The sequence below is a fragment of the Kitasatospora gansuensis genome (assembly GCF_014203705.1).
Taxonomy (GTDB): Bacteria; Actinomycetota; Actinomycetes; order Streptomycetales; family Streptomycetaceae; genus Kitasatospora; species Kitasatospora gansuensis.
In genome coordinates, this window is sequence record NZ_JACHJR010000001.1 from 6318564 (window position 1) to 6339435 (window position 20872).

Consider the following 20872-nt stretch of genomic DNA (forward strand, 5'->3'; position numbering starts at 1 on the left):
CACGCGGAGGGTGCCACCGGGCCCAGGGGGCAGCCGAGAAGGCTTACGGCACTCCGAGGATGCCCTCGATCGCTTCCTGCACCTGGGTGGCGATCCGGGTGAGCTGCCGGGACTCTTCCTCGCTCTCGGCGGCCCTTTCCGTCTGCCACTCCATGAACAGCGGGGCGAACCAGATGAGCTGCACAAGTCGGGAGTCGATCATCTCCCCGGGCTCCGGAATTCGCGAGAGCAGCGACACGTAGGCCTCGCCCGCAGCCGGATCGAATTGGCCGGATCGGAGTTTCCCGAGAAAACCCGTCTCGTCGTCCCAAGCTGCGTCCAACAGCTCCAACAGTTCTTCCATCAGTCAAGCTCCCGGCCAGTGTCCGACAATTGCATCCGCTGGAATGTGCTGCCAGGCTAGCACTTCGGAGTCCTTGCGGGCGTAGGCGCTGTGTCGCCTGCTGGATGGGAAGGGGCCATCAGAAATGTCCACATATCGATAGGGCATCCGGCGCAGGTCGATGGCGACCACCCCGTGGCCTTGGTCGTACTTGTCGAAGGCTATGTCGGGATTCTTGGTCATGGATATCCAGGGCGACCGTTTCTTTCCGGCGACATGCGATAGTGGCCTCACTCCCGCATTGTTGGGGTCGCGGGCTGTCAATCCGTTCGCGGGGTTGTCATGAGGGGAAAGTGCCCGGTAGACGATATGTCCGTGGGGATCGGGCCCAGTGGGACGACCGGGGTGCGGGGAGAGCCCTAGGGGGTCGGTCCAGGTATGCGGGTTGTGGATGTACGTGTCGGGATTGGGGTCAGGGGTGAGCCCGAGGGGATCCGGGGTGGTGTAGCGGCCGGTCTCGGGGTCGTAGTAGCGATTGACGTTGTAGTGCAGGCGGGTTTCCGGGTCGAAGTACTGGCCGGGAAAGCGCAGAGGTGTATAGGTGCTGCTGTCGCTGGGCCAGGTGGTGTGCCCCCACAGGGTGGGTGTGGACCGCCAGGCGATGGTTCCGGTGGCCGGATCGACGAGTTCGGTCGGTGTGCCGACCAGGTCGGTGACGATGGCGAAGAAGCGTCGGTCGACCTGCTCCTGCGAGCCACTGTCGGACGCCGCGGTGGTGATGGTCTCGGTCTGGGTGAGCGGGTGGAGCTCGTGGTAGTCCCAGGTCAGTGTGTGTGGTCCCGGCAGATAGGGGGCCCTGGTGGTCTGCTCGACGAGGGCGGGGCCATCCCAGGTGAACTCGGTCTGCTCCTCGACCGTGCTGCCGTCGACGGCCAGGCGCTGCTTGGCGATTCGCCGACCGAAGGGGTCGTAGCGGTAACGCCAACGGGTGCCGTCGGGGGTGCTGACCTCGGTGAGATGGTCCTCGGCGTCCCAGCTGTAGCGCCAGGTATCGGGCTTCTTGGACAGCCGGGTGACCTGGCGCAGGGTGGTCCGGCCTGCGGCGTCGTACTCGTAGCGAACCCGGCCCGCTGTGCTCAGCTGACTGCCGACGTACTGGCGGGCGCCGAGTGCCGCCTTGGTGGCGCCGGTGGCAGGCCAGTCGGCGCTGGTGATATTTCCGGCCAGGTCGTAGGCGTAACTCTCGGACCAGGTGGTGGCATGAACGGCCGTGACCTGTCCTGAGCTGTCGAGGTCGAAGGTCCGGCGGCCGCTGAGCTGGTCGTCGACCGTCGTGAGGCTCCCGTCGGCTGCATAGGCGAACGCGCGGCGCTGCAGCACCTCCTGACGGTGGGTCTCCAGCGCTTGCCCGGTTAGCTGGTGACGGCTGTCCCAGGAGTTGTTGAGGGTGAGGCGGCCGGCGATGGTCCGCCGGTGCTCGCGTCCCGCTGCGTCAAAGGCGAAGTCGAGGGTCCCCCCGGGAGTTGCGAGGGTGATCGGGTGCCCGGCCGCGTCATATGTCCGGGCACTGGTGTGGCCGGCCGGGGTGGTGCGCAGGGTCCGGCGGCCGAGCGCGTCGCGGGAGTGGGCGATGGTGCGACCGTTGACGCTCTCGGTGAGCAGGTTGCCGAGCGGGTCGAAGGTGCGGATGACATCGGCATCGGGGTTTGAGGCCCGGACGAGTCGGTCGGCGTCGTCATAGGCGAAGGTGGTCACAAGTCCGGCCGCATCCTTGACGACGGTGCGGCCCATGAGGTCGTGACGGTAGTTGGTTCGTTGCCCGAGCGGGTCGATGTGCGACACGAGTTGCCCGGCGGCGTCGAGCTCGTAGGTGAGAGTGCGGCCGTGGAAGTCGGTCTCTGTGACGACGCGTCCGGCGGCGTCATAGGTGTAGGTCCACTGTTGGCCGAGGGCATTGGTGACCATGGTCAGCCGCATGTCGGCGTCGTGGCTGAAGGCGAGCCGGGCACCGTCCGGACCGGTGCGGCCGGCCAGGGTCTCGAAGTGCGTGTACTCGTACGAACTGACCCGGCCGAGCTGGTCGGTGTGGGTCAGCGCGTTGCCCTCACCGTCGTACGTCCACGACTCGCTGGTCCCGTCGGGAGCAGTGCGTCCGGCAGGGCGGCCCTCGATTGTCCAGGTCATCCCCGTCACCGCGCCGAGTGGATCGGTCACGGCCGCGCAGCGTCCGAAGGCGTCGCGCTGGTAGCGAGTGGTCGCCCCGTTCGGGTCGGTCATCTCCAGCGCGAGCCCGGCCGGGTCGCAGCGCACCAGGGTGGTGTTCCCCAACGGATCGGTGGCTGCGGCCAAGTGGCCGTTGTCGTCGTAGCCGAAGATGGTCACAGCACCGGTGGGATCGGTGATGGAGGTCCGGAGCCCGTCCTCGTTGTAGGTCTGCTGCCAGGTGAGGCCGCCTGGTTCGGTGATGAGTGTGGGGAGCGAGAGTTCGCCGAGGTAGCCGATCGTGGTCTGCAGGCCGTCCGGCCGGGTGACGGTGACGAGGTCGCCTGCGCCGTCGTACTCGTAGGTGGTGGTGCGGCCGAGGGGGTCGGTCTGGGTGAGGAGGCGGTCGTAGTCGTCGCGTTCGAAGTGGGTGGTGTTGCCCAGTGGGTCGGTCTGGGTGGTGATCTGGGCGTGTTCGTTGACGTGGTACGTGGTGGTGTGGCCAAGGGCGTTGGTCTCGGTGTGGACCTTGAGGCCGGTGGTGGGGTCGGGGTCGCCGTAGGTGAAGCGGAAGCGCAGGGTGCCGTCGGCGCCGCCCTCGTCGATGACGCGGTCGTGGGCGTCGTAGGTGTAGAGGTACTGGGAGTTGTTGCGGTCGGTCCAGGAGGTGAGGCGGCCGGTGGTGTCGTTGGTGAAGCGCATCGGCTTGCCGGACGAGTTGTAGACCGAGGTGAGGTGGCCGTCGGTGTAGCCGTAGCGCATCAGCAGGGCGTCGTGGCCGTCCTGGCCGGCGCCGGCCAGGCGCAGGGCGGTGATGCGGTCGGCGTCGACGGTGACCAGGAGGCGGTAGCCGCCGGAGTGGGTGATGGAGAGTGGGGCGCCGTGCTCGTCGTAGGCGAGGTCGTAGTGTCGGCCGTGCCGGTCGCGGACCCGGGTCAGCAGAGCTACCTCGCGGTCCGGCTGGAGGGTGAACTCCCGTATGAGGCCGGTGGACCGTTCGGTGAGGGTGTAGTCGCCGGTCTCGGGGTCGACGTCGAGCTCGCGGCGGCTGCCGGCGCCGGAGAAGGAGGGGTCGCCCGGCTCGGGGTGCGGGTAGGCCTGGGAGATGCGGTCTGCGCGCAGGTGGACGACGCCTTCGACGTCGACCTCCAGGCGCTCGTCGAAGGTGCAGACCCAGCGTTCGCCCATCCAGCGTCCGGCGGTGTAGCCGGAGTCGAAGCTGCGGGTGAACAGCAGCGGGAGCGAGCCGGGCAGTTGGGCGTCGACCTGGTCGATGTACATCCGTCCGGTGGCCATGTCGACCGGCTCGCCGCCGCCGCAGCGGGTGTCCAGCGGGCGGCCCTCGGTGCGGGGGCTCTTGACCTGCTCGCGGCCGCGGCCCTTGGGGTGGGAGTTGCCCGGTCGGCCCCGGCCACCGGGACCCCGGGGGTGCGGGACGCCCTTGTGGTCGCCGCCCAGCATCTTCTTCAGGTCGGCCGCGTGTTTGGCGTCGGTCTCGCGGGTGTTGTGGGCGACCTTCTTCAGGTTGTCGCCGGCCTTGCGGTAGAAGTTCTTGAGCGCCTTGCCGGCGTCCTCGGCGAGGGTCTTGCCGAGCTTCTGGGCGCTGTGCTCCAGGGCTTTGACGATCTGGTTGCTCATTCGAAGCTCACCCCCGCGATCTTGGACTGGAAGTTCTGGGCGTGGCCGACCACGGTCTCGGCGTGGTCGTGCATGGTGCGGGCGTGCGCCTCCAGCGCGTCCGGGTCGATCCGGAACCCGGCGCCGGCGGCCGTGCCGCTGTCCACCCCAAGGGCGCTCGCGGTGGCTTCGAAGACCAGGCCGCTCACCGCCCCCGCCACCGTGTCGATCAACGGCTCGATCGCGGCCTCGAGGACCTGCGCGATGATGTACTGCTCAAGCTGCTGCTCAAGGAAGTTGATCAGCCGCTTCGCGGTCTCCTCGATCAGGATCACCGCCGCCTCCGCGATCCCGAAGGTCGCCACCGCCGCCGCCTGGTCCGCGATGAACGCGGCCGCCAGCACCACCAGTTCGGCGATCGTCTCGACCTTCATCGCCACGATCACGTCCGCCGCCACGTCCAACGCGGTGGCCACCATGTGGCAGGCCTGCACCAGATCGTTCAGATGACTGTCCGACAGCGCCGCCCACTTGGCCAGCAGCGCCTCGTACGAGGCGCCCTCGTACGCCTCGCCCAGACCGTGGATCGTCGCGGTCGAGTCCCGATGGGACTCCTCCACGTTTTCAGCGAACTCTCGTACGTGGGACGCGAATTCCCTGACCTTGTCCTCGTTCACCGTGGGCCAGTTGATCCCGATGAACGAGAGGAACGTGACCACCTCGTCGGGCAGCTCTATAGCCATGCGAAACCTCCCCCGTCGAACGCATGCGCAGGCGAACGTAGCCCGTAAGTGCGTTGGAGGAAGCGGACATTGCCCGAACTTGACCGACCCTGACCAAGGACCGGCCGGTCAGTTCTCTTCGGGCCACCGGCCTTCGAGGTACAGCTGGATGAGCGCCGCGTGGGAGAGCGGACTACGGGGATCGGTCACGTCGCCGTTGGTGGTGTAGTCGAGGAGGACCACGTCCGGGATGCCGCGAAGGCGTTCGACCAGGTCTGAGGCCCGGTGCTCCAGCATCCAGCGGTAGGTCGGCAGGTAGATGCGGCGCCGGGCGGTCTCGTACGGCAGCAGCTGCTCACTCTGCGGGCCGGCCCGGTGGCCCTGGACAGGGCCGTACCGGCGTACCGTCCGCTTCAGCCCCTTCATCGTGGTGACCTCCAGCTTTCCGAGATCGATGTCGGCGTGTTCGAAGACCTTGAGGGTCTGCCAGACGCCTTCCACCGACTGGCTGGTGACGCCGTCGAAGTACGGCACCGGCAGGCCACCGTGCGGATAGAACGGGCTCAGCCGCACCCACGGGTCAGGGGCTTTGGATGTCACATCGATGATCTCCGCGCCGGGGAACGCGGTGGTCAGTGAGGTCAAGCTACGGCGGCGGCTGGCAACACGAATCGTCATCGGACAGCTCTCTTCCTCGGTGGCACAAGATGCCAAGTCTGCCTCGTGCGACAGACATTCTCCGGCTTCCGATCAACTTCGGAAGAGGGCGGTGGAGTCGGAGCCGAGCAGGAGGCCGTCGTCGGTCGCTTCGGCCCGGCCGAAGGTGGCGAGGAGGCTGGTGCAGGTGGTGGGGACGAGCTGTTCGGCGGGGCCGAGGTTGACGGCCAGTCGGTAGGGGCCGCGGTGGACGATGAGCCAGCGGGCGGCCTCGTCGTGGTCGACCCGGACCTCGGCGAGGTCGGGGTCGGTGAGGGCGGGGTGGTCGCGGCGCAGGCGGATCAACCGGCGGTACCAGGCGAGCAGTTCGGCGTGCGGGGCGGCGGTGGGTTCGGTCCAGTCCAGGGTGGAGGCGAGCACGGTGGCCGGTGCCTGCGGGTCGGGGATGGCGTCGGCGGACCAGCCGTGGGCGGTGAACTCCCGGCGGCGGCCCTGCCGGACGGCCTCGGCCAGGGCGGGGTCGGGGTGGCTGGTGAAGTACTGCCAGGGCGTCCCGGCGCCCCACTCCTCGCCCATGAAGAGCATCGGGGTGAACGGCGAGGTGAGCACCAGGGCGGCCCCGGCGGCGAGCCGGCCGGGGGAGAGGGTGGCGGCGAGCCGGTCACCGGTGGCGCGGTTGCCGATCTGGTCGTGGGTCTGGGTGTAGCCGAGCAGCCGGTGGCCGAACCGGGTGGGGAACGGGCGGCCGTGACCGCGGCCCCGGAACGAGGACCAGGTGCCGTCGTGGAAGAAGCCCTTGGTGAGGGTCTTGGCCAGCCCGGCCAGCGGCTCCCGGGCGAAGTCGGCGTAGTAGCCCTGGGATTCGCCGGTCAGCGTGACGTGCAGGGCGTGGTGGAAGTCGTCGCTCCACTGTGCGGTCAGCCCGAGGCCGCCCGCCTGACGCGGGTTGGTGGTGCGCGGGTCGTTCAGGTCGGACTCGCCGATCAGGAACAGCGGCCGTCCGGTGGCGGCCGCCAAGTGGTCCACCGAGGTGGAGAGTTCCTCCAGGAAGTGCAGCGCGCGGTCGTCCGCCAGCGCGTGCACGGCGTCCAGCCGGAGCCCGTCGATCCGGTAGTCGCGCAGCCAGCCGAGCGCGCTGCCGATCAGGTACGCCCTGACCTGGTCGGAGCCGGGGGCGTCCAGGTTGACCGCCGAACCCCAGGGGGTCTGGTGCCGGTCGGTGAAGTACGGGCCGTACGCGGGCAGGTAGTTGCCGGACGGGCCGAGGTGGTTGTGCACCACGTCCAGGATCACGCCGAGGCCCTTGCGGTGGGCGGCGTCGACGAACCGCTTGAGACCGTCCGGGCCGCCGTACGGCTCGTGCACGGCCCAGAGCGAGACGCCGTCGTAGCCCCAGCCGTGCCGGCCGGGGAACGGGCAGACGGGCAGCAACTCCACGAAGTCCACGCCCAGTTCGACCAGGTGGTCGAGCCGGGCGATGGCCGCCTCGAAGGTGCCGCCCGGGGTGAAGGTGCCGATGTGCAGCTCGTACACCACCGCGCCGGGCAGCGGGCGGCCCTGCCACGGGGTGTCGGACCAGCGGAAGGCGGCGTGGTCGACGGGCCGGCTCAGCCCGTCCGGGCCGTACGGCTGACGGGGGGAGCGCGGGTCGGGCAGCGGCGGGCCGCCGTCCAGCCGGAAGCCGTAGTCGCCGCTCGGGCCGACCGCGGTCCACCAGCCGTCCCGGTCGGGCAGCCGGGTCATCGGGTGCGCCGAGCCGTCCACCTCCACCTCGACCCGGGACGCCTCGGGGGCCCAGACCTGGTACTCCGTCACACTGCCTCCACGCTGCTCAGGATTCGGAGTCTCGCACCAGCAGGGCGACCGGATGGTCCTTCAGCAGCTCGGCCGCCGACACTTCGCCAGCTCCGACCGGATGCCCGGTCAGCTGGTCCGTCCAGGGCCCGGACGGGAGTTCGAGCGCGGTGTCGCGCCAGCCGCCGCCGTGCTGCAGGCCGTACGGCAGCCTGGTGACCACGCTGACCGTCCGCTCGCCGCGGGCGAAGGCCAGCAGGTGGTGGGCGGCCGGGCCGGTGGCAGCCAGCGGCCGGTACGGGCCCAGCTCGCCGGCCCGGCGCAGCCGCAGCGCGGTCGCGGTCAGGTGCAGCTTCTCCCGGGCCAGGTCGCCGGGGCGGTCGGTGGGGGAGTCGGTCAGCCGGACGGCGAGCGAGCCGAGGTCGACCGGGGCCCGGTTGTCCGGGTCGACCAGGGTGTAGAGCGGCTCCTCGCTGCCCTGGAAGAGGTCGGGCACGCCCGGCCCGGTCAGGTGCAGCAGGGCGGCCGCGAGCGAGTTGCTCCGGGCGTGCGGGGCGATCGACCGGACGAAGCCGTCGATCCGGGGGCAGAGACCGGGGTTGGCGAGCGCCGCGCGGGCGTACTCGATCAGGCGGCGTTCGTACTGCTCGTCCGGGGTGGTCCAGGAGGTGGCGCGCTTGGCCTCGCGGACCGACTTGAGCAGTATCCCGACCAGCCGGTCGGGCTCGACCGGCCAGGCGGCGATCAGGGTCTGCCAGAGCAGCCAGGCGGTCGGGCGGTCCGGGCAGGGCCCGGCGGCGGTGGTCCAGGCGGCGCACTCGGCGGCCCAGCGCTCCGGGAGCTCGGCCAGCACGGTCAGCCGGGCCCGGGCGTCGGCGCTGCGCTTGGTGTCGTGGGTGGAGAGCGCCGTCATGGTGTGCGGCCAGTGCTCGGCGAGGTAGCCGCACCAGTCGTGGAACTCGGCCGGGCGCAGGCCGGGGTGAGCCGGGAAGCCGCCCACCTCGTTCAGGCTGAGCAGGGCGTTGAACCGGTAGAACGCGGTGTCCTCGACCCCCTTGGCCGCCACCGCGGAGGCGGTCTGGCCGAGCCGGGCGCAGAACTCGTCCTTGGCCGGGCTCCGGCCGAGCCGACCGAGTGTCAGGTCGCGGATCAGCTCGGCGGTGGCGCCGAGCTCCGGTGGTACGGCTGCCAGCGCGGCAGTCACGTCGGCGACCGCCTCGGGCGGGGCGGGCTCGCCGGGCACCACGTACGGGCGGTAGACCGGATACGCCGTCAGCAGCTCGGCCAGCACGGCCCGGACGGCCGGGGCCGGATGGTCGGCGAGCGCGGGCTCGGCAGCGCAGATCCGCTCCACCAGCCGGACCAGCCTGGCCACCTCGGCGGCCAGCTCGCCGTCCGGCGCGGTCAGTTCGGCCCGGCCCCGGCGGCCCTCCTCGGCGGGGTCGGCGTGGGTGCCGCAGTCCAGCCGGTAGGCGTGCACCAGCCGCTCGGCCCCGGCATGGTCGGTGAGCACGCCGTCGATCCGGCGCAGCGCGTCGTAGCCGGTGGTGCCCGCGCAGGGCCAGTCGCCGGGCAGCCGCTCCGGGCCGGTGAGGATCTTCTCGACCACGGTGTACGCCCCGCCGGTGGCCTCGGCCAGCCTGCGCAGGTAGCCGCGCGGGTCGGCCAGGCCGTCGGGGTGGTCGATCCGGAAGCCGTCCAGCACGCCGTCGGCGTGCAGCCGCAGCAGGGTGCGGTGGGTCGCCTCGAAGACCTCGGGCACCTCGACCCGGACCGCGATGAGTTGGTTCACGGTGAAGAACCGACGGTAGTTCAGCTCGCCGTCGGCCAGCCGCCACCAGGCCGGCCGGTACCACTGACGGCTCAGCAGCTCGGCGATCGGCAGCCCGGCGGTGCCGGGCCGGAGCGGGAAGGCGTGCTCGAAGTACCGCAGGGTGTCGCCCTCCACGGTGAACTGGTCGAGCACCGCGCCGAGCCGGTCGCCGAGCAGCGGCAGCAGCAGCCGACCGCGCTCCGGCGCGTCGGCCGGGCCGGGCTGGGCCGTCCAGTCGATGTCGAACCAGTGCGCGTACCGGGAGTCGGGGCCGTCCCTGAGCACCTCCCAGAGCGGCTGGTTGAGCTGCTCGGGCACCGGCAAGGCCATGTGGTTGGGGACCACGTCGGCGATCAGCCGCAGCCGGTGGCGGTGTGCCTCGGCGGCGAGCTCGCGCAGCGCGGGCTCGCCGCCGAGCTGCTCGCTGATCCGGCCGTGGTCGACGGTGTCGTAGCCGTGGGTGGAGCCGGGGGTGGCCTCCAGGAGCGGGGAGAGGTGCAGGTGCGAGACGCCCAGCGCGGCCAGGTACGGGACGGCGCGCCGGGCGTCGTGCAGGGTGAAGGCGGGCTGGAGCTGGAGCCGGTAGCTGGAGGTGGGCGGACCGACGGCGCCCGCCGCCGGGCGTGGCTGCTCGGAGGTCATGGCTGATGACTACCCGGGCGGCCGGTGCGCCAACGCGGTGTTGGTGCGAACGGCGTAATCGGGCGGTCCGGCGCGCGCCGGGGCGGCCGGGGAGAGGTCAGGCCGGGCGCTGAAGGACCATCAGCGAGCGGTCGGTGAGCCAGAGCGTGTCACCCGCCTTCACCCGGGTGCCGGTGCCCGGGGCGGGCAGCACCGCCAGGGTGGTGTCCACCACGGTCTGCCACTCCTGGCCGTGGTCGGCCGGGACGGTGAACTCCAGCGGCTCGGAGTGGGCGTTGAAGAGCAGCAGGAAGGAGTCGTCGACGATCTTGCCGCCGCGCCGGTCGGGCTCGGAGATCGCGTTGCCGTTCAGGAAGACGGTGAGCGACTTGGCGTAGCTGGTGGACCAGTCCCGTTTGGTCATCTCCACGCCGGCCGGGGTGAACCAGCCGATGTCGGTCAGGTCGTCGTGGGTGCCGGAGACCGGGCGGCCGTGGAAGAACCGGCGGCGCCGGAAGACCGGGTGGTCCCGGCGGAGCCAGATCATGCCCTGGGTGAACTCCAGCAGCTCGGACTCGGGGGTGCCGCTCTTCGGCCAGTGCACCCAGGAGAGCTCGTTGTCCTGGCAGTAGGCGTTGTTGTTGCCGTACTGGGTGCGGCCCAGCTCGTCGCCGTGCGAGAGCATCGGCACGCCCTGGGAGAGCAGCAGGGTGGCGATGAAGTTCCGCTGCTGACGGGCTCTCAGGGCGGAGATGTCGGGATCGTCGGTCTCGCCCTCGGCCCCGCAGTTCCACGAGCGGTTGAAGGATTCGCCGTCCCGGCTGTCCTCGGCGTTGGCCTGGTTGTGCTTCTCGTTGTAGGAGACCAGGTCGCGCAGGGTGAAGCCGTCGTGGCAGGTGACGAAGTTGATCGAGGCGATCGGGCGGCGCCCGTCGTCCTGGTAGAGGTCGGAGGAGCCGGTCAGCCGGGAGCCGAACTCGGCCAGCGTGGCGGCCTCGCCGCGCCAGAGGTCGCGGACGGTGTCCCGGTACATGCCGTTCCACTCCGTCCAGAGCGGGGGGAAGTTGCCGACCTGGTAGCCGCCCTCGCCCAAGTCCCAGGGCTCGGCGATCAGTTTGGCCTGGGAGACCACCGGGTCCTGCTGGCAGAGGTCGAAGAACGAGGAGAGCCGGTCCACCTCGTGGAACTGCCGGGCCAGGGTGGCGGCCAGGTCGAAGCGGAAGCCGTCCACGTGCATCTCGGTGACCCAGTAGCGCAGCGAATCCATGATCATCTGGAGCACGTGCGGGCTGCGCATCAGCAGGCTGTTGCCGGTGCCCGTGGTGTCCTCGTAGAACCGCTGGTCCTTGGCGAGGCGGTAGTAGGAGGCGTTGTCCAGGCCGCGGAAGGAGAGCGTCGGGCCGAGGTGGTTGCCCTCCGCGGTGTGGTTGTAGACCACGTCGAGGATCACCTCGATGCCGGCCGCGTGCAGCGCCTTGACCATCGACTTGAACTCCTGCACCTGCTGCCCGCGGTCCCCGCCGGAGGAGTAGGAGGAGTGCGGGGCGAAGAAGCCGATGGTGTTGTAGCCCCAGTAGTTGGAAAGACCGAGGTCGCGCAGCCGGTGGTCCCGGACGAACTGGTGCACCGGCATCAGCTCGATCGCGGTCACGCCGAGCTTGGCCAGGTGCTCGATGACGGCCGGATGGCCGATTCCGGCGTAGGTGCCCCGGATCTCGTCGGGGATGCCGGGGTGCAGCTTGGTCAGGCCCTTCACGTGGGCCTCGTAGAGCACGGTGCGGTGGTAGTCCGTCCGGGGCGGGCGGTCGTTGCCCCAGTCGAAGTACGGGTTGATCACCACCGAGTGCATGGTGTGCGGCGCCGAGTCCAGGTCGTTGCGCCGCTCGGGCGCGCCGAAGTGGTAGCCGTACACCGACTCGTCCCAGTCGATGTGGCCGCTCATCGCCTTGGCGTACGGATCGAGCAGCAGCTTGGCGCTGTTGTGCCGCTGGCCGAGCCCGGGGTTGTGCGGGCCGTGCACCCGGAAGCCGTACCGCTGCCCGGGCTGGATACCGGGCAGGTAGGCGTGCCGGACGAAGGCGTCCGTCTCCCGGAGCTCGACCGAGGTCTCGGAACCGTCCTCGCCGAGCAGGCAGAGCTCGATCCGATCGGCGCTCTCGGAGAACACCGCAAAGTTGGTGCCGGCCCCGTCGTAGGTGGCACCGAGGGGGTACGGTTGCCCTGGCCAGACCTGCATATCGCCTCAACTTCCCTGGTGCCAACCGGAATTGGCGCTGTACAGGAACTGCCCAGCTGGCTGCCGGACCATGTACGGACCACGCGTACCGTGATGCACGGCATACCGAATCCTCCCCAATCGGGTGCCGTCAGGGCGAGCAATTGGCTGCGACTTCGCCCGAACGAGTGTCCGCCCAGTGGCTAATCCACCTTCTCCGAACGGATGGTTGTGCGGGCAAGGGGCTGCGCCCCCGCCGACCCGGCAGTACCCTTGATCGTCCGGCACGCGCTCCGGGCACCGTGCGGACAGAGGGCCTGACCCCGCCGCCATGGTTGAGACAGGGTCAGCGGACGGTCCGTCATCTCGCCGGTCCGCCGGGGGTGGGCCGAGAGGTGAGGTAGCGCATGGTGGTCCCCGCCGACGGCCGGGACGGCCCGGAGAACCCCGGGCGGAGCGAGGCGCCGACGGTGGTGATGCGCGGGCGGCCGCCGAAACGTGTCACCGTCCCGGCCCAGGGCGGACCGGCCGAGGTCGCGCCGCTGGCCTGGTCCGCCGACCAGTGGGGGCTGGCCGACCACCGGGTCCGGCTGGCCGGCCGGGCGTACGTCTGGCTCAACCTGGTCGAACAGCGGCTGCGCGCCCTGGTGGACGAGGTGCTCCGGCCGGTCTACGCGCCCGCGCACGGCGAGGACTGGGTGACCGCCGCCGCGGGCCCGGCCGGCGAGGAGTGGGTGCACCGGGCCGGAGCGGTCCGCGAGGTCAGCCGCCGCAAGGGCTACCTGCTCGACCCGGCCGACGACGACCCGCTGGTCTTCCTCACCCTGCCGCAGCTGCGCGAGCTGATGGTGCAGCACTGGCCGTGCTTCGAGCCCTATCTGATCGACCGTCGGGAGATCGAGCTCGCGCTGGACGAGCTGGAGGTCGCCCGGCACGTGGTCTCGCGCAACCGCAGCCTCTCCGGGACGGTGCTGGCGCAGACCGAGCGGGCCGCCGCCCGGCTGCTCACCCTGCTGGACGGCGGCTCCGGCGGGGTGCCCGCCGACGTGGTCGAGGAACTGGTCGGCGGGCGGTTCGCGGACGTGGTCTCGGTGCACGCCGACCGGGTCAGGCTGCAGCGCGAACTGCCGGTGGAGGACCTGCTGGAGGGCGCCAGGCGACTGGACGCGCTCGGCATCGGGCTCGGCATGCTCTGCCAGAACTACACCGGCAAGCGGCTGGTCCGGCTGGCCTCCGAGGGCTGCCGGGTCCGACTGCTGTTCCTCAACCCGGCCAGCAGCGCGGTCCGCCGCCGGGAGCGGGAGCTCGGGCTCGGACGGGGCGAGCTGGCCCGCTCGATCGAGATGAACATCATGCACGTCCGCCGGGTCCGGGCCAGGCTGCGCGACCAGGGCGGCTTCGAGATCCGGGTGTTCGACGAGATGCCGCGGTTCACCGCCTACCTGGTGGAGGGCGCCCGGCCGCCCGGCCGACGGCGTTCGGGCGACCTGGGCGTGGTGCAGCCGTACCTGCGGCGGGCGCGCGGGATCGAGTCCCCGGCGCTGGTGCTGCGCGGCGGCGCCGGGCAGGAGCCGGGCGGGCAGGAGCCCGGGCTGCTGGAGGTCTACCGCGAGGAGTTCGAGGGGGTCTGGGCGGACTCCCGGGCGGTGTCCTGAACGGGGGGCCTGAACGGGGGCCTGAGCTGCGGACTTACGTTCGTACCGGAACGGGGGGCGGCTGACCGAGTGTCAGCGGGCCTCGCCGGGCGGGCCGGTGGGCGGGCCCGGTGTCAGGATGCTGATCATCGGCGACCGGTGGCGGGGGCACGACGTGCCCCGGAATCCGCCCGGGGCCGATGACCGCACCCCGCCCCCCCCGAGCCCAGGAAGTCCGCGTGATGACCGATCAGACCTGCCCGGCCGGATTCGGCCGCCGCAGCTTCGTCAAGGCCACCGCCCTCGCCTCCGGGGCGCTCGCCCTGCGGGCCGGGACCACGCCCGCCGCCGCCCGGACCGGGCGGCCCCGGGCGGTGATCCCGTTCCACGGCCCGCACCAGGCCGGGATCGTCACCCCCGCCCAGGGCTACGCCAGCTTCGTCTCGCTCGCGGTCACCGTGCCCGACCGGGCCGAACTGGCGAAGCTGCTGCGCGAGCTGACGGCCCGGATCCGCTTCCTCACCGCGGGCGGCACCCCGCCGGCCGACGTGCCCGGCAGCCCGCCCAACGACAGCGGCACGCTCGGCCCGGTGGTCCCGGCCGACGGCCTCACCGTCACGGTCGGCGCCGGTGCCACGCTGTTCGACCGCCGCTACGGCCTGGCCGGGGTGCAGCCCGTCCGGCTCAGCCAGATGCGGGCGTTCCGCGGCGACCGGCTACGCGCCGGGGAGCTGCACGGCGACCTCTCGCTCCAGCTCTGCGCCGACAGCCGGGACGTGGTCAGCCACGCGCTGCGCGACCTCGGCCGCCGCACCCGGGGCCGGCTGCAGCCGGTCTGGCGGATCGACGGCCAGCTCAACCCGGCCCGGCCGGACGGCGCCCAGCGCAACGTGATGGGCTTCAAGGACGGCATCGCCAACCCCGACCCGACCTCGGCCCGCGAGCTGGACCGGCTGGTCTGGGTGCAGCCGGGCGGCGGCGAACCGGCCTGGGCCGAGGGCGGCAGCTACCAGGTGCTGCGCACCGTCCGGGTGCTCTGCGAAGCCTGGGAGGACGTTCCGCTGGACCGTCAGGAACGGCTGATCGGCCGCCGCCGCGACTCCGGCGCCCCACTGGACGGGACCACCGAGACCGATCTGCCGGACTACGCCAAGGACCCGACCGGCGCCGTCACCCCGCTCGACTCGCACATCCGGCTGGCCAACCCGCGCACCCCCGAGACCGACGACTCCCGGGTGCTGCGCCGGGGCTACAGCTACGACCGGGGCCTGGACGGGGACGGGCGGCTGGACGCCGGGCTGGCCTTCTGCTGCTACCAGCAGGACCTGGTCCGGCAGTTCGAGGCGGTCCAGCGGCGGCTGGAGGGCGAGCCGCTGGGCGACTTCCTGGTCTGCACCGGCGGCGGCTACTTCTTCGCGCTGCCGGGGGTCAAGGACGAGGAGGACTGGCTCGGCCGGGGGATGCTGAGCGGGTGAGCCACCGGATCCGGCGGCTCCTTTCCCGTACCCGGCGGTTCCTGCTGTCACTGGTGCACGCGATGATGGGCACCTCACGACGGACCGATGGAAGGACAACTGGGATGAGCTGGTGGAAGGAGCCTCTGGTCGGCTTCGACCTGGAGACCACGGGCACCGACCCGGCGACCTCCCGGATCGTCACCGCGGCGCTGGTGGACACCTTCGGGCCCCGGCCCGAGCGGGTGCTGAACTGGCTGCTCGACCCGGGCGTGCCGGTGCCCGCCGAGGCGACGGCGATCCACGGCATCAGCGACGAGCAGGCCCGCCGGGACGGCCGCCCCGCCGCGCTGGCGGTGGAGGAGATAGCCGGCGCGCTGTGCGAGCGGCTGCTGGCGGGCCGCCCGGTGGTGGCCTTCAACGCCCCGTTCGACCTCTCCCTGCTGGACGCCGAGCTCGCCAGGTACGGCCTGCCCTCGCTGGCCGACCGGCTCGGCGGCAGCGTCGCCCCGGTGGTCGACGCCCTGGTGATCGACCGCGCGGTGGACAAGTACCGGCGCGGCTCGCGCACCCTCCAGCACGTCTGCGCCGTCTACGGGGTCGAGCTGACCGACGCCCACGAGGCGGGCAGCGACGCGCTGGCCGCCGTCCGGGTCGCCGTCGCCCTGGGCGAGCGCTACCCCGCCGAGGTCGGCGGTCTGACGCCCGAGCAGCTGCACACCCGTCAGATCACCTGGTACCGCAGCTGGGCCGAGGACCTGCAGTCCTGGCTCCGCCGGGAGAAGGACCCGGCCGCCGAGGTCGACACCACCTGGCCGCTCCGCTAACCGCACTCGGTCAGACCGCCGGGAAGTCGAAGGTGTACCCCTGGGCGGCGAGCCAGGGCAGCAGCTGGCGCAGGGCGGTGACGGTCTGTGAGCGGTCGCCGCCCGCGTCGTGCAGCAGGACCACCCCGCCGGGGCGCAGGTCGCGCTGGACGGTGCCGACGATGGCGGCGACGCCGGGGCGGCTCCAGTCCCGGGGGTCGACCGACCAGCCGAGCGGGCGCAGGCCGTTGGCGGCCGCGATCCCCTGGTTGTCGGCGGTGAAGCCACCGCCCGGGGCCCGGAACCAGAGGACCTTGGTGCCCGCGCCGCCCGCCTTGACGATCATCTCCTCGGCGGCGGCGATCTCGTACTCCGCCTGGTGGTGCGAGAGCGCCGCGAAGGGCTGCGGGTGGCTCACGCTGTGGTCGCAGAGTCGGTGCCCCTCGGCCCGGATCCGCTGCACGACGGCCGGGTAGGCCGCGGCGTTCCGGCCGGTCAGGCAGAAGGTGGCCCGGGCGCCGTACCGGGCGAGCAGGTCGAGCACCTGGCCGGTGGCGGCGCCGGGGCCGTCGTCGAAGGTGAGTGCCACGGTCCGCCCGCCGGAGGCGGTGCTGCGCACTATCGAACTCCCGGGCGCGGGTTGGGGTTTGGGCGTGCTCGAAGCGGGCGGCGCGGGCTTCGGAGTGCTGGGCCGGTTGGTCGGCGGCGCCGGGGGCGGTGGCTCGCTGCTCGCCGACGGGCTGGGAGCGGGCTGGGGCGGCAGGGACGGCGACGGGTACGGTGACGGACTCGGGCTCGGCGTGGGGGAGTTGCTGACCGGGGGCGAACTCGGCTTCGGATCGGGCGAGTTGGTGCAGGAGGTCAGTAGTGCGGTGGCGAGCAGTGCGGTGAGGGCGAAGCGGGTCCGCATGGCGACGACTCCTGACGTCGTACCGGCCGCCCGGGCAGGGCGTCTGCTCGATGGGACGTCAGGAGCGTACGGGCCGGTTCCGAAGATGTATGCGAACGAGCGGGATCCTAGAACGGGTACCAGCGTGCGGCCGTGCCGTCCCGGAGCGACCCGACCCGGCGGGTGAACTCGGCCTGCGCGGCCGGGTTTCCGGGTGCCTGCTGGGCGACCCAGGAGGCGCTCGCGGTCTCCCTGGCCCCGCGCAGCACCGCGAAGCCGGGCCAGTCCCGGACGTCCCAGCCGTACGCCTCGGTGAACGCGCGGTAGTCCTCGGCGGGGACGCCGTACCGGTCGTGGCTGAGCGCGAGCACCACCAGGTCGTGCTCGCGCAGGTCGCCGGAGACGGTCTCCAGGTCGAGCAGGACGGGGCCGTCCGGGCCGACGTGCACATTGCGCGGCAGGGCGTCGCCGTGGATCACCCCGGGGGTCAACTCCGGTACCAGCTCGGCGATCGCGGCCCGGTACTCGGCCCGCCGGGCCCGCAGGAAGGCGACGTCCGCCGGGTCCACGTGCCCGTCCGCGCTCGCCAGCCAGCGGTCCACCGGGGCGAGCAGCTCGCGCGGGGCGAGCGCGAACGGTGGGGCCGGCAGCGCGTGCAGCGCGCGCAGCAGCGGTGCCAGGTCGGCCGTCCCGGCCGGGCGGACGGCGGGGGCCAGCCGGTGCCAGAAGGTGACGGGGTGTCCGTCCACCAGGACGGGCTCCGGCAGGTACGGGCGGACCACCGGGATGCCCTGCCCGGCGAGCCAGCCGGAGACGGCCAGTTCGCGCCCGGCCCGCTCGGCCACCGCCGGGCCGCGGCCGACCTTGGCCACCACCGCCGGATCGCCGAGGTCGAAGGCGGCGTTCTCGCCGAACGCCAGCAGGTCCGCCGCCGCCGGCTCGGGGAGCCCGCGGTCCGCGCAGGCGCGGGTCAGCAGGGCACGGGCGGTGGCGGCGTCGAAGGTGCTCATCCGAGCATCATCGCGCAGGCCGCCGGTCTCCTCCTCTGAGGCAACGCCACTCCACCCTGAGGGGGAGGCGTCTCCGTCTGGAGCAGGAGGTGAGGGGGGTCCGGCCCGGGTCAGGATGGGGGTAGGGGCCGTTCACGGCCTCGGGGGGTGCACCGACCGGAGCCCGCCCGCCCGGTCGAGGGGCGGCTCGCGTACGATGCTCACACTTACTTACCTGCCGACCGGCTAGGGACCTCAGGGCCCGGCCGTTCACAGCCGTCGCCCAGTGTCCCGTCCCCCAAGGGCTGCGGTGAACCATGCCCAGGAGGCACAGCGAGCATGTTCCACCGGATCGGACAATTCGTCGTCAAGCGCGCCTGGTGGGTGATCCTCGCCTGGATCGTCGCCGCGGTCGCCATCGTCGCGACGGCACCCAAGCTGACCGCCCAGAGCGACGCGAGCGACTTCCTGCCGCGCCACTACGAGTCCATCCGGGCCGCGGAGGTGCAGCAGCAGGCGTTCCCCGCCAACTTCACCCCGTCGGCCACGGTGTTCTTCGAGCGTACGGACGGCGCCCCGCTGGACGAGGCGGACAAGGCGACCATGGCCAAGGTCGTCAAGGGACTGACCGACAAGAAGGTCAAGTTCGTCGAGCAGCTCACCCCGGTCACCGCGGAGACCACCTCGAAGGACGGCAAGTACGCCTTCTCGATGGTCGGCATGGAGAAGGGCGCGGCCTACAAGCCCGAGGCCGGCGACTCCGCCAAGGAGCTGCGCGAGGAAGCCAAGAAGCTGGCCGAGGGTAGTGCCCTCAAGGTCCAACTCGGTGGCAAGGCGGCGGAGAACCTGGACCAGAAGGACTCGGGCGAGCTGGCCAACCTGCTGATCGGCGTCGGCACGATCGTGATCATCATGCTCACGCTCGGCATCATCTTCCGCAGCCCGATCATCGCGCTGCTGCCGGTCATCTCGGTCTTCGTCTACTCGATGGTGGCCAACGGCTTGATCGGGTACGCGGTGAAGGCCTTCGGCCTGAAGGCCGACAACTCGGTCTCGGCGATCCTGATCATCGTGCTGTTCGGGGTCGGCACCGACTACTTCCTGTTCCTGATGTTCCGTTACCGCGAGCGGTTGCGGGCCGGGGACAACCGGAAGGACGCGGTGGCCAACGCGGTCGGCCGGGTCGGTGAGGCGATCACCTCCGCCGCCGGTGCCGTGATCGTGGCGTTCAGCGTGCTGCTGCTCTCCAGCCTCGGCATGTTCAAGGCGATGGGCCCCTCGCTGGCCATCGCGGTCGCCGTCACCGCGATCGCCTCGGTCACCCTGGTGCCCGCGATCCTGTCGCTGATCCCGGAGAAGGTGCTGTTCTGGCCCTCGAAGGCGTGGCAGAACGAGCCCAAGAACGCCCGCTTCGCCGTCCTCGGCGAGACCGTCAAGCGCCGTCCGCTCATGGTCGCGCTGGTCTCCGGCGGTCTGCTGCTGGCCTTCTCGGCGGCGGCGTTCGGATACAAGGGCACCTTCGACCTGGCGGCCGGCTCGATGCCGAAGACCAAGGAGTCGATGGTCGTCCAGGACACCTGGATGAAGGCGTTCTCGGCCGGCGCAGCCGACCCGAGCCACGTCTACCTGACCGCTAAGGACGGCGCCAAGCTCGACCTGGCCTCGTTGGAGAGCTACGCCGCCGCGCTCGGCCACGTCGGCGGGGTGGACCACGTCGGCGCGAAGCCCAAGCTGAGCCAGGACGGCGCCACCGCCGACTTCACCGTCATGCTCAAGGACGGCCCGAGCACCAACAAGGCGATCGACACCGTCACCGACCTGCGCGAGGTGGCACACGCCTCCGCCCCGGCCGGGACCGAGGCGCTCGTCGGCGGTCAGACCTCCGTCTGCAAGGACATCAACACCGCGATGGCCCGCGACTACTCGCTGGTCTTCCCGATCGCGGCGCTGCTGATCATGGTGATCCTCGGCCTGCTGCTGCGCAGCGCGGTCGCGCCCTGGTACCTGATGGTGGCCGTCGGCCTCGGCTTCACCGCCACCATCGGCGCCACCAGCCTGATGTTCCAGCACGTCCAGGGCGAGAGCGGCCTGATGTTCATGCTGCCGATGCTGATCTACCTGTTCGTGGTGGCGATCGGCACCGACTACAACATCCTGATGATCGCCCGCCTCCGCGAGGAGGCGGCCGAGGGCCACAGCCCGCGCGAGGCCGCCGCACTGGCGGTCAAGCACGGCGGCCCGACCGTCGCGGCGGCCGGCTTCATCCTGGCCGGCACCTTCGGCACGATGCTGCTCGCGGGCAACATCTTCTTCAGTGAGATCGGCTTCTCGGTGGCCTTCGGCATCATCGTGTCGGCCTTCGTGATGTCGATGTTCTTCACCCCGGCGCTCACCGCGCTGCTCGGCAAGCGGGCCTGGTGGCCCGGCCACGCGGCGCTGCCCGGGCACGAGGCGGAGCTCTCGCTCGACAAGCAGCCGGAGCCGGCCGGCCGGCACTGACCCCGGTGTCCGGAGCGGCGGGCGGCGATCATGCCGCCCGCCGCTCCGGCGCAGGTGAACGGTGCAGATGAACGGCGTGTGTCAGGGGGCCGTTCGGGGGAAATTCTCCGATCATCTCGGGAGCTCCCGTGCTACAGTCGAAGCAGTTGCAGTTTTGGTTCCCATGAACGTACGTGTGCGCCTGCTGGTACCAACCAACAGGCGCATTTGTTTTGTCCGGTGTTTCAACCTCCGGATGGGGATCGCGGCTACTTGGGGCCTACGAGGTGTGGGTCCCTTGCCCCAGCAGAAGGAGACGGTTATGGCTACCGGCACCGTGAAGTGGTTCAACAGCGAAAAGGGCTTCGGCTTCATCGAGCAGGAGGGTGGCGGCCCGGACGTGTTCGCCCACTACTCCAACATCCAGGCCAATGGCTTCCGTGAGCTCGTTGAGGGCCAGCACGTCGAGTTCGACGTCACGCAGGGCCAGAAGGGCCCGCAGGCCGAGAACATCCGCATCGCCGGCTGAACCTGAGCGACGCGTAGCGAGGGCCCGCACCGCACGGTGCGGGCCCTCGTTCATGCCGCCGAACGGCCGGGGCGGCGCACGACTCCTGACGGCCGACCTCCCCCAGCTCCATGCCGGGGGTGCCACTTTC

General features: G+C 71.3%; 14 protein-coding genes. 5 read left to right on the top strand and 9 right to left on the bottom strand.

Going from position 1 to position 20872, the window contains the following annotated elements; translation table 11 throughout:
• Nucleotides 1-43: 43 nt before the first annotated feature.
• The 7 genes from F4556_RS28470 to glgX all read right to left on the bottom strand — a co-directional run bounded on the left by F4556_RS28470 (nucleotide 44) and on the right by glgX (nucleotide 11984).
• On the bottom strand, nucleotides 44-343 hold the full coding sequence (locus F4556_RS28470; protein WP_184921037.1) for a hypothetical protein: 300 nt from the start codon (nucleotides 341-343) through the stop codon (nucleotides 44-46).
• A 3-nt stretch (nucleotides 344-346) separates the two neighbouring features.
• Nucleotides 347-4162, bottom strand: a complete 3816-nt coding sequence (locus tag F4556_RS28475; protein ID WP_184921046.1) for a DUF6531 domain-containing protein — start codon at nucleotides 4160-4162, stop codon at nucleotides 347-349.
• Nucleotides 4159-4884: a WXG100-like domain-containing protein gene (locus F4556_RS28480; RefSeq protein ID WP_184921053.1), complete on the bottom strand. Its 726-nt coding sequence runs from the start codon at nucleotides 4882-4884 to the stop codon at nucleotides 4159-4161. The genes F4556_RS28475 and F4556_RS28480 overlap by 4 nt, the downstream gene beginning before the upstream one ends.
• A gap of 108 nt (nucleotides 4885-4992) precedes the next feature.
• A complete protein-coding gene (locus F4556_RS28485) occupies nucleotides 4993-5541 on the bottom strand; it encodes a DUF6939 family protein (protein WP_184921055.1) in 549 nt (182 codons plus the stop codon).
• A 72-nt stretch (nucleotides 5542-5613) separates the two neighbouring features.
• On the bottom strand, nucleotides 5614-7335 hold the full coding sequence (gene treZ, locus F4556_RS28490; RefSeq protein ID WP_184921057.1) for a malto-oligosyltrehalose trehalohydrolase: 1722 nt from the start codon (nucleotides 7333-7335) through the stop codon (nucleotides 5614-5616).
• 16 nt (nucleotides 7336-7351) lie between these two features.
• Nucleotides 7352-9769: a malto-oligosyltrehalose synthase gene (gene treY, locus F4556_RS28495; RefSeq protein WP_184921059.1), complete on the bottom strand. Its 2418-nt coding sequence runs from the start codon at nucleotides 9767-9769 to the stop codon at nucleotides 7352-7354.
• Between the two features lie 97 nt (nucleotides 9770-9866).
• A complete protein-coding gene (glgX, locus tag F4556_RS28500; RefSeq protein ID WP_184921062.1) occupies nucleotides 9867-11984 on the bottom strand; it encodes a glycogen debranching protein GlgX in 2118 nt (705 codons plus the stop codon).
• A gap of 386 nt (nucleotides 11985-12370) precedes the next feature.
• Here glgX and F4556_RS28505 point away from each other — a divergent pair, with 386 nt between their 5' ends.
• The 3 genes from F4556_RS28505 (at nucleotide 12371) to F4556_RS28515 (ending at nucleotide 15878) form a co-directional block, all read left to right on the top strand.
• The gene (locus tag F4556_RS28505; RefSeq protein ID WP_184921064.1) at nucleotides 12371-13618 is read left to right on the top strand and encodes a DUF5919 domain-containing protein; all 1248 of its coding nucleotides are present in this window, start codon (nucleotides 12371-12373) and stop codon (nucleotides 13616-13618) included.
• 221 nt (nucleotides 13619-13839) lie between these two features.
• Entirely contained in the window at nucleotides 13840-15072 is a 1233-nt protein-coding gene (locus F4556_RS28510) for a Dyp-type peroxidase (protein WP_184921066.1), read from the top strand.
• A 104-nt stretch (nucleotides 15073-15176) separates the two neighbouring features.
• Nucleotides 15177-15878, top strand: coding sequence for an exonuclease domain-containing protein (locus F4556_RS28515; RefSeq protein WP_184921068.1), 702 nt, complete (start codon nucleotides 15177-15179; stop codon nucleotides 15876-15878).
• Nucleotides 15879-15888: 10 nt separating this feature from the next.
• Here F4556_RS28515 and F4556_RS28520 read toward each other — a convergent pair whose 3' ends face one another.
• On the bottom strand, nucleotides 15889-16767 hold the full coding sequence (locus F4556_RS28520) for a polysaccharide deacetylase family protein (protein WP_184921070.1): 879 nt from the start codon (nucleotides 16765-16767) through the stop codon (nucleotides 15889-15891).
• A gap of 107 nt (nucleotides 16768-16874) precedes the next feature.
• On the bottom strand, nucleotides 16875-17756 hold the full coding sequence (locus tag F4556_RS28525) for an aminoglycoside phosphotransferase family protein (protein ID WP_184921072.1): 882 nt from the start codon (nucleotides 17754-17756) through the stop codon (nucleotides 16875-16877).
• A 318-nt stretch (nucleotides 17757-18074) separates the two neighbouring features.
• On the opposite strand from F4556_RS28525, the gene F4556_RS28530 reads away from it, so the two are divergent.
• Nucleotides 18075-20234, top strand: a complete 2160-nt coding sequence (locus tag F4556_RS28530) for an MMPL family transporter (protein WP_184921074.1) — start codon at nucleotides 18075-18077, stop codon at nucleotides 20232-20234.
• Nucleotides 20235-20535: 301 nt separating this feature from the next.
• Nucleotides 20536-20742, top strand: a complete 207-nt coding sequence (locus F4556_RS28535; RefSeq protein WP_184921076.1) for a cold-shock protein — start codon at nucleotides 20536-20538, stop codon at nucleotides 20740-20742.
• Nucleotides 20743-20872 lie beyond the last annotated feature (130 nt).

Bases quoted from the DNA above. Each gene is read 5' to 3' on its own strand.
- F4556_RS28470 (WP_184921037.1), bottom strand. From the start codon at position 343: ATGGAAGAACTGTTGGAGCTGTTGGACGCAGCTTGGGACGACGAGACG.
- F4556_RS28475 (WP_184921046.1), bottom strand. From the start codon at position 4,162: ATGAGCAACCAGATCGTCAAAGCCCTGGAGCACAGCGCCCAGAAGCTC.
- F4556_RS28480 (WP_184921053.1), bottom strand. From the start codon at position 4,884: ATGGCTATAGAGCTGCCCGACGAGGTGGTCACGTTCCTCTCGTTCATC.
- F4556_RS28485 (WP_184921055.1), bottom strand. From the start codon at position 5,541: ATGACGATTCGTGTTGCCAGCCGCCGCCGTAGCTTGACCTCACTGACC.
- treY (WP_184921059.1), bottom strand. From the start codon at position 9,769: ATGACCTCCGAGCAGCCACGCCCGGCGGCGGGCGCCGTCGGTCCGCCC.
- glgX (WP_184921062.1), bottom strand. From the start codon at position 11,984: ATGCAGGTCTGGCCAGGGCAACCGTACCCCCTCGGTGCCACCTACGAC.
- F4556_RS28505 (WP_184921064.1), top strand. From the start codon at position 12,371: ATGGTGGTCCCCGCCGACGGCCGGGACGGCCCGGAGAACCCCGGGCGG.
- F4556_RS28510 (WP_184921066.1), top strand. From the start codon at position 13,840: ATGACCGATCAGACCTGCCCGGCCGGATTCGGCCGCCGCAGCTTCGTC.
- F4556_RS28515 (WP_184921068.1), top strand. From the start codon at position 15,177: ATGAGCTGGTGGAAGGAGCCTCTGGTCGGCTTCGACCTGGAGACCACG.
- F4556_RS28520 (WP_184921070.1), bottom strand. From the start codon at position 16,767: ATGCGGACCCGCTTCGCCCTCACCGCACTGCTCGCCACCGCACTACTG.
- F4556_RS28525 (WP_184921072.1), bottom strand. From the start codon at position 17,756: ATGAGCACCTTCGACGCCGCCACCGCCCGTGCCCTGCTGACCCGCGCC.
- F4556_RS28530 (WP_184921074.1), top strand. From the start codon at position 18,075: ATGTTCCACCGGATCGGACAATTCGTCGTCAAGCGCGCCTGGTGGGTG.
- F4556_RS28535 (WP_184921076.1), top strand. From the start codon at position 20,536: ATGGCTACCGGCACCGTGAAGTGGTTCAACAGCGAAAAGGGCTTCGGC.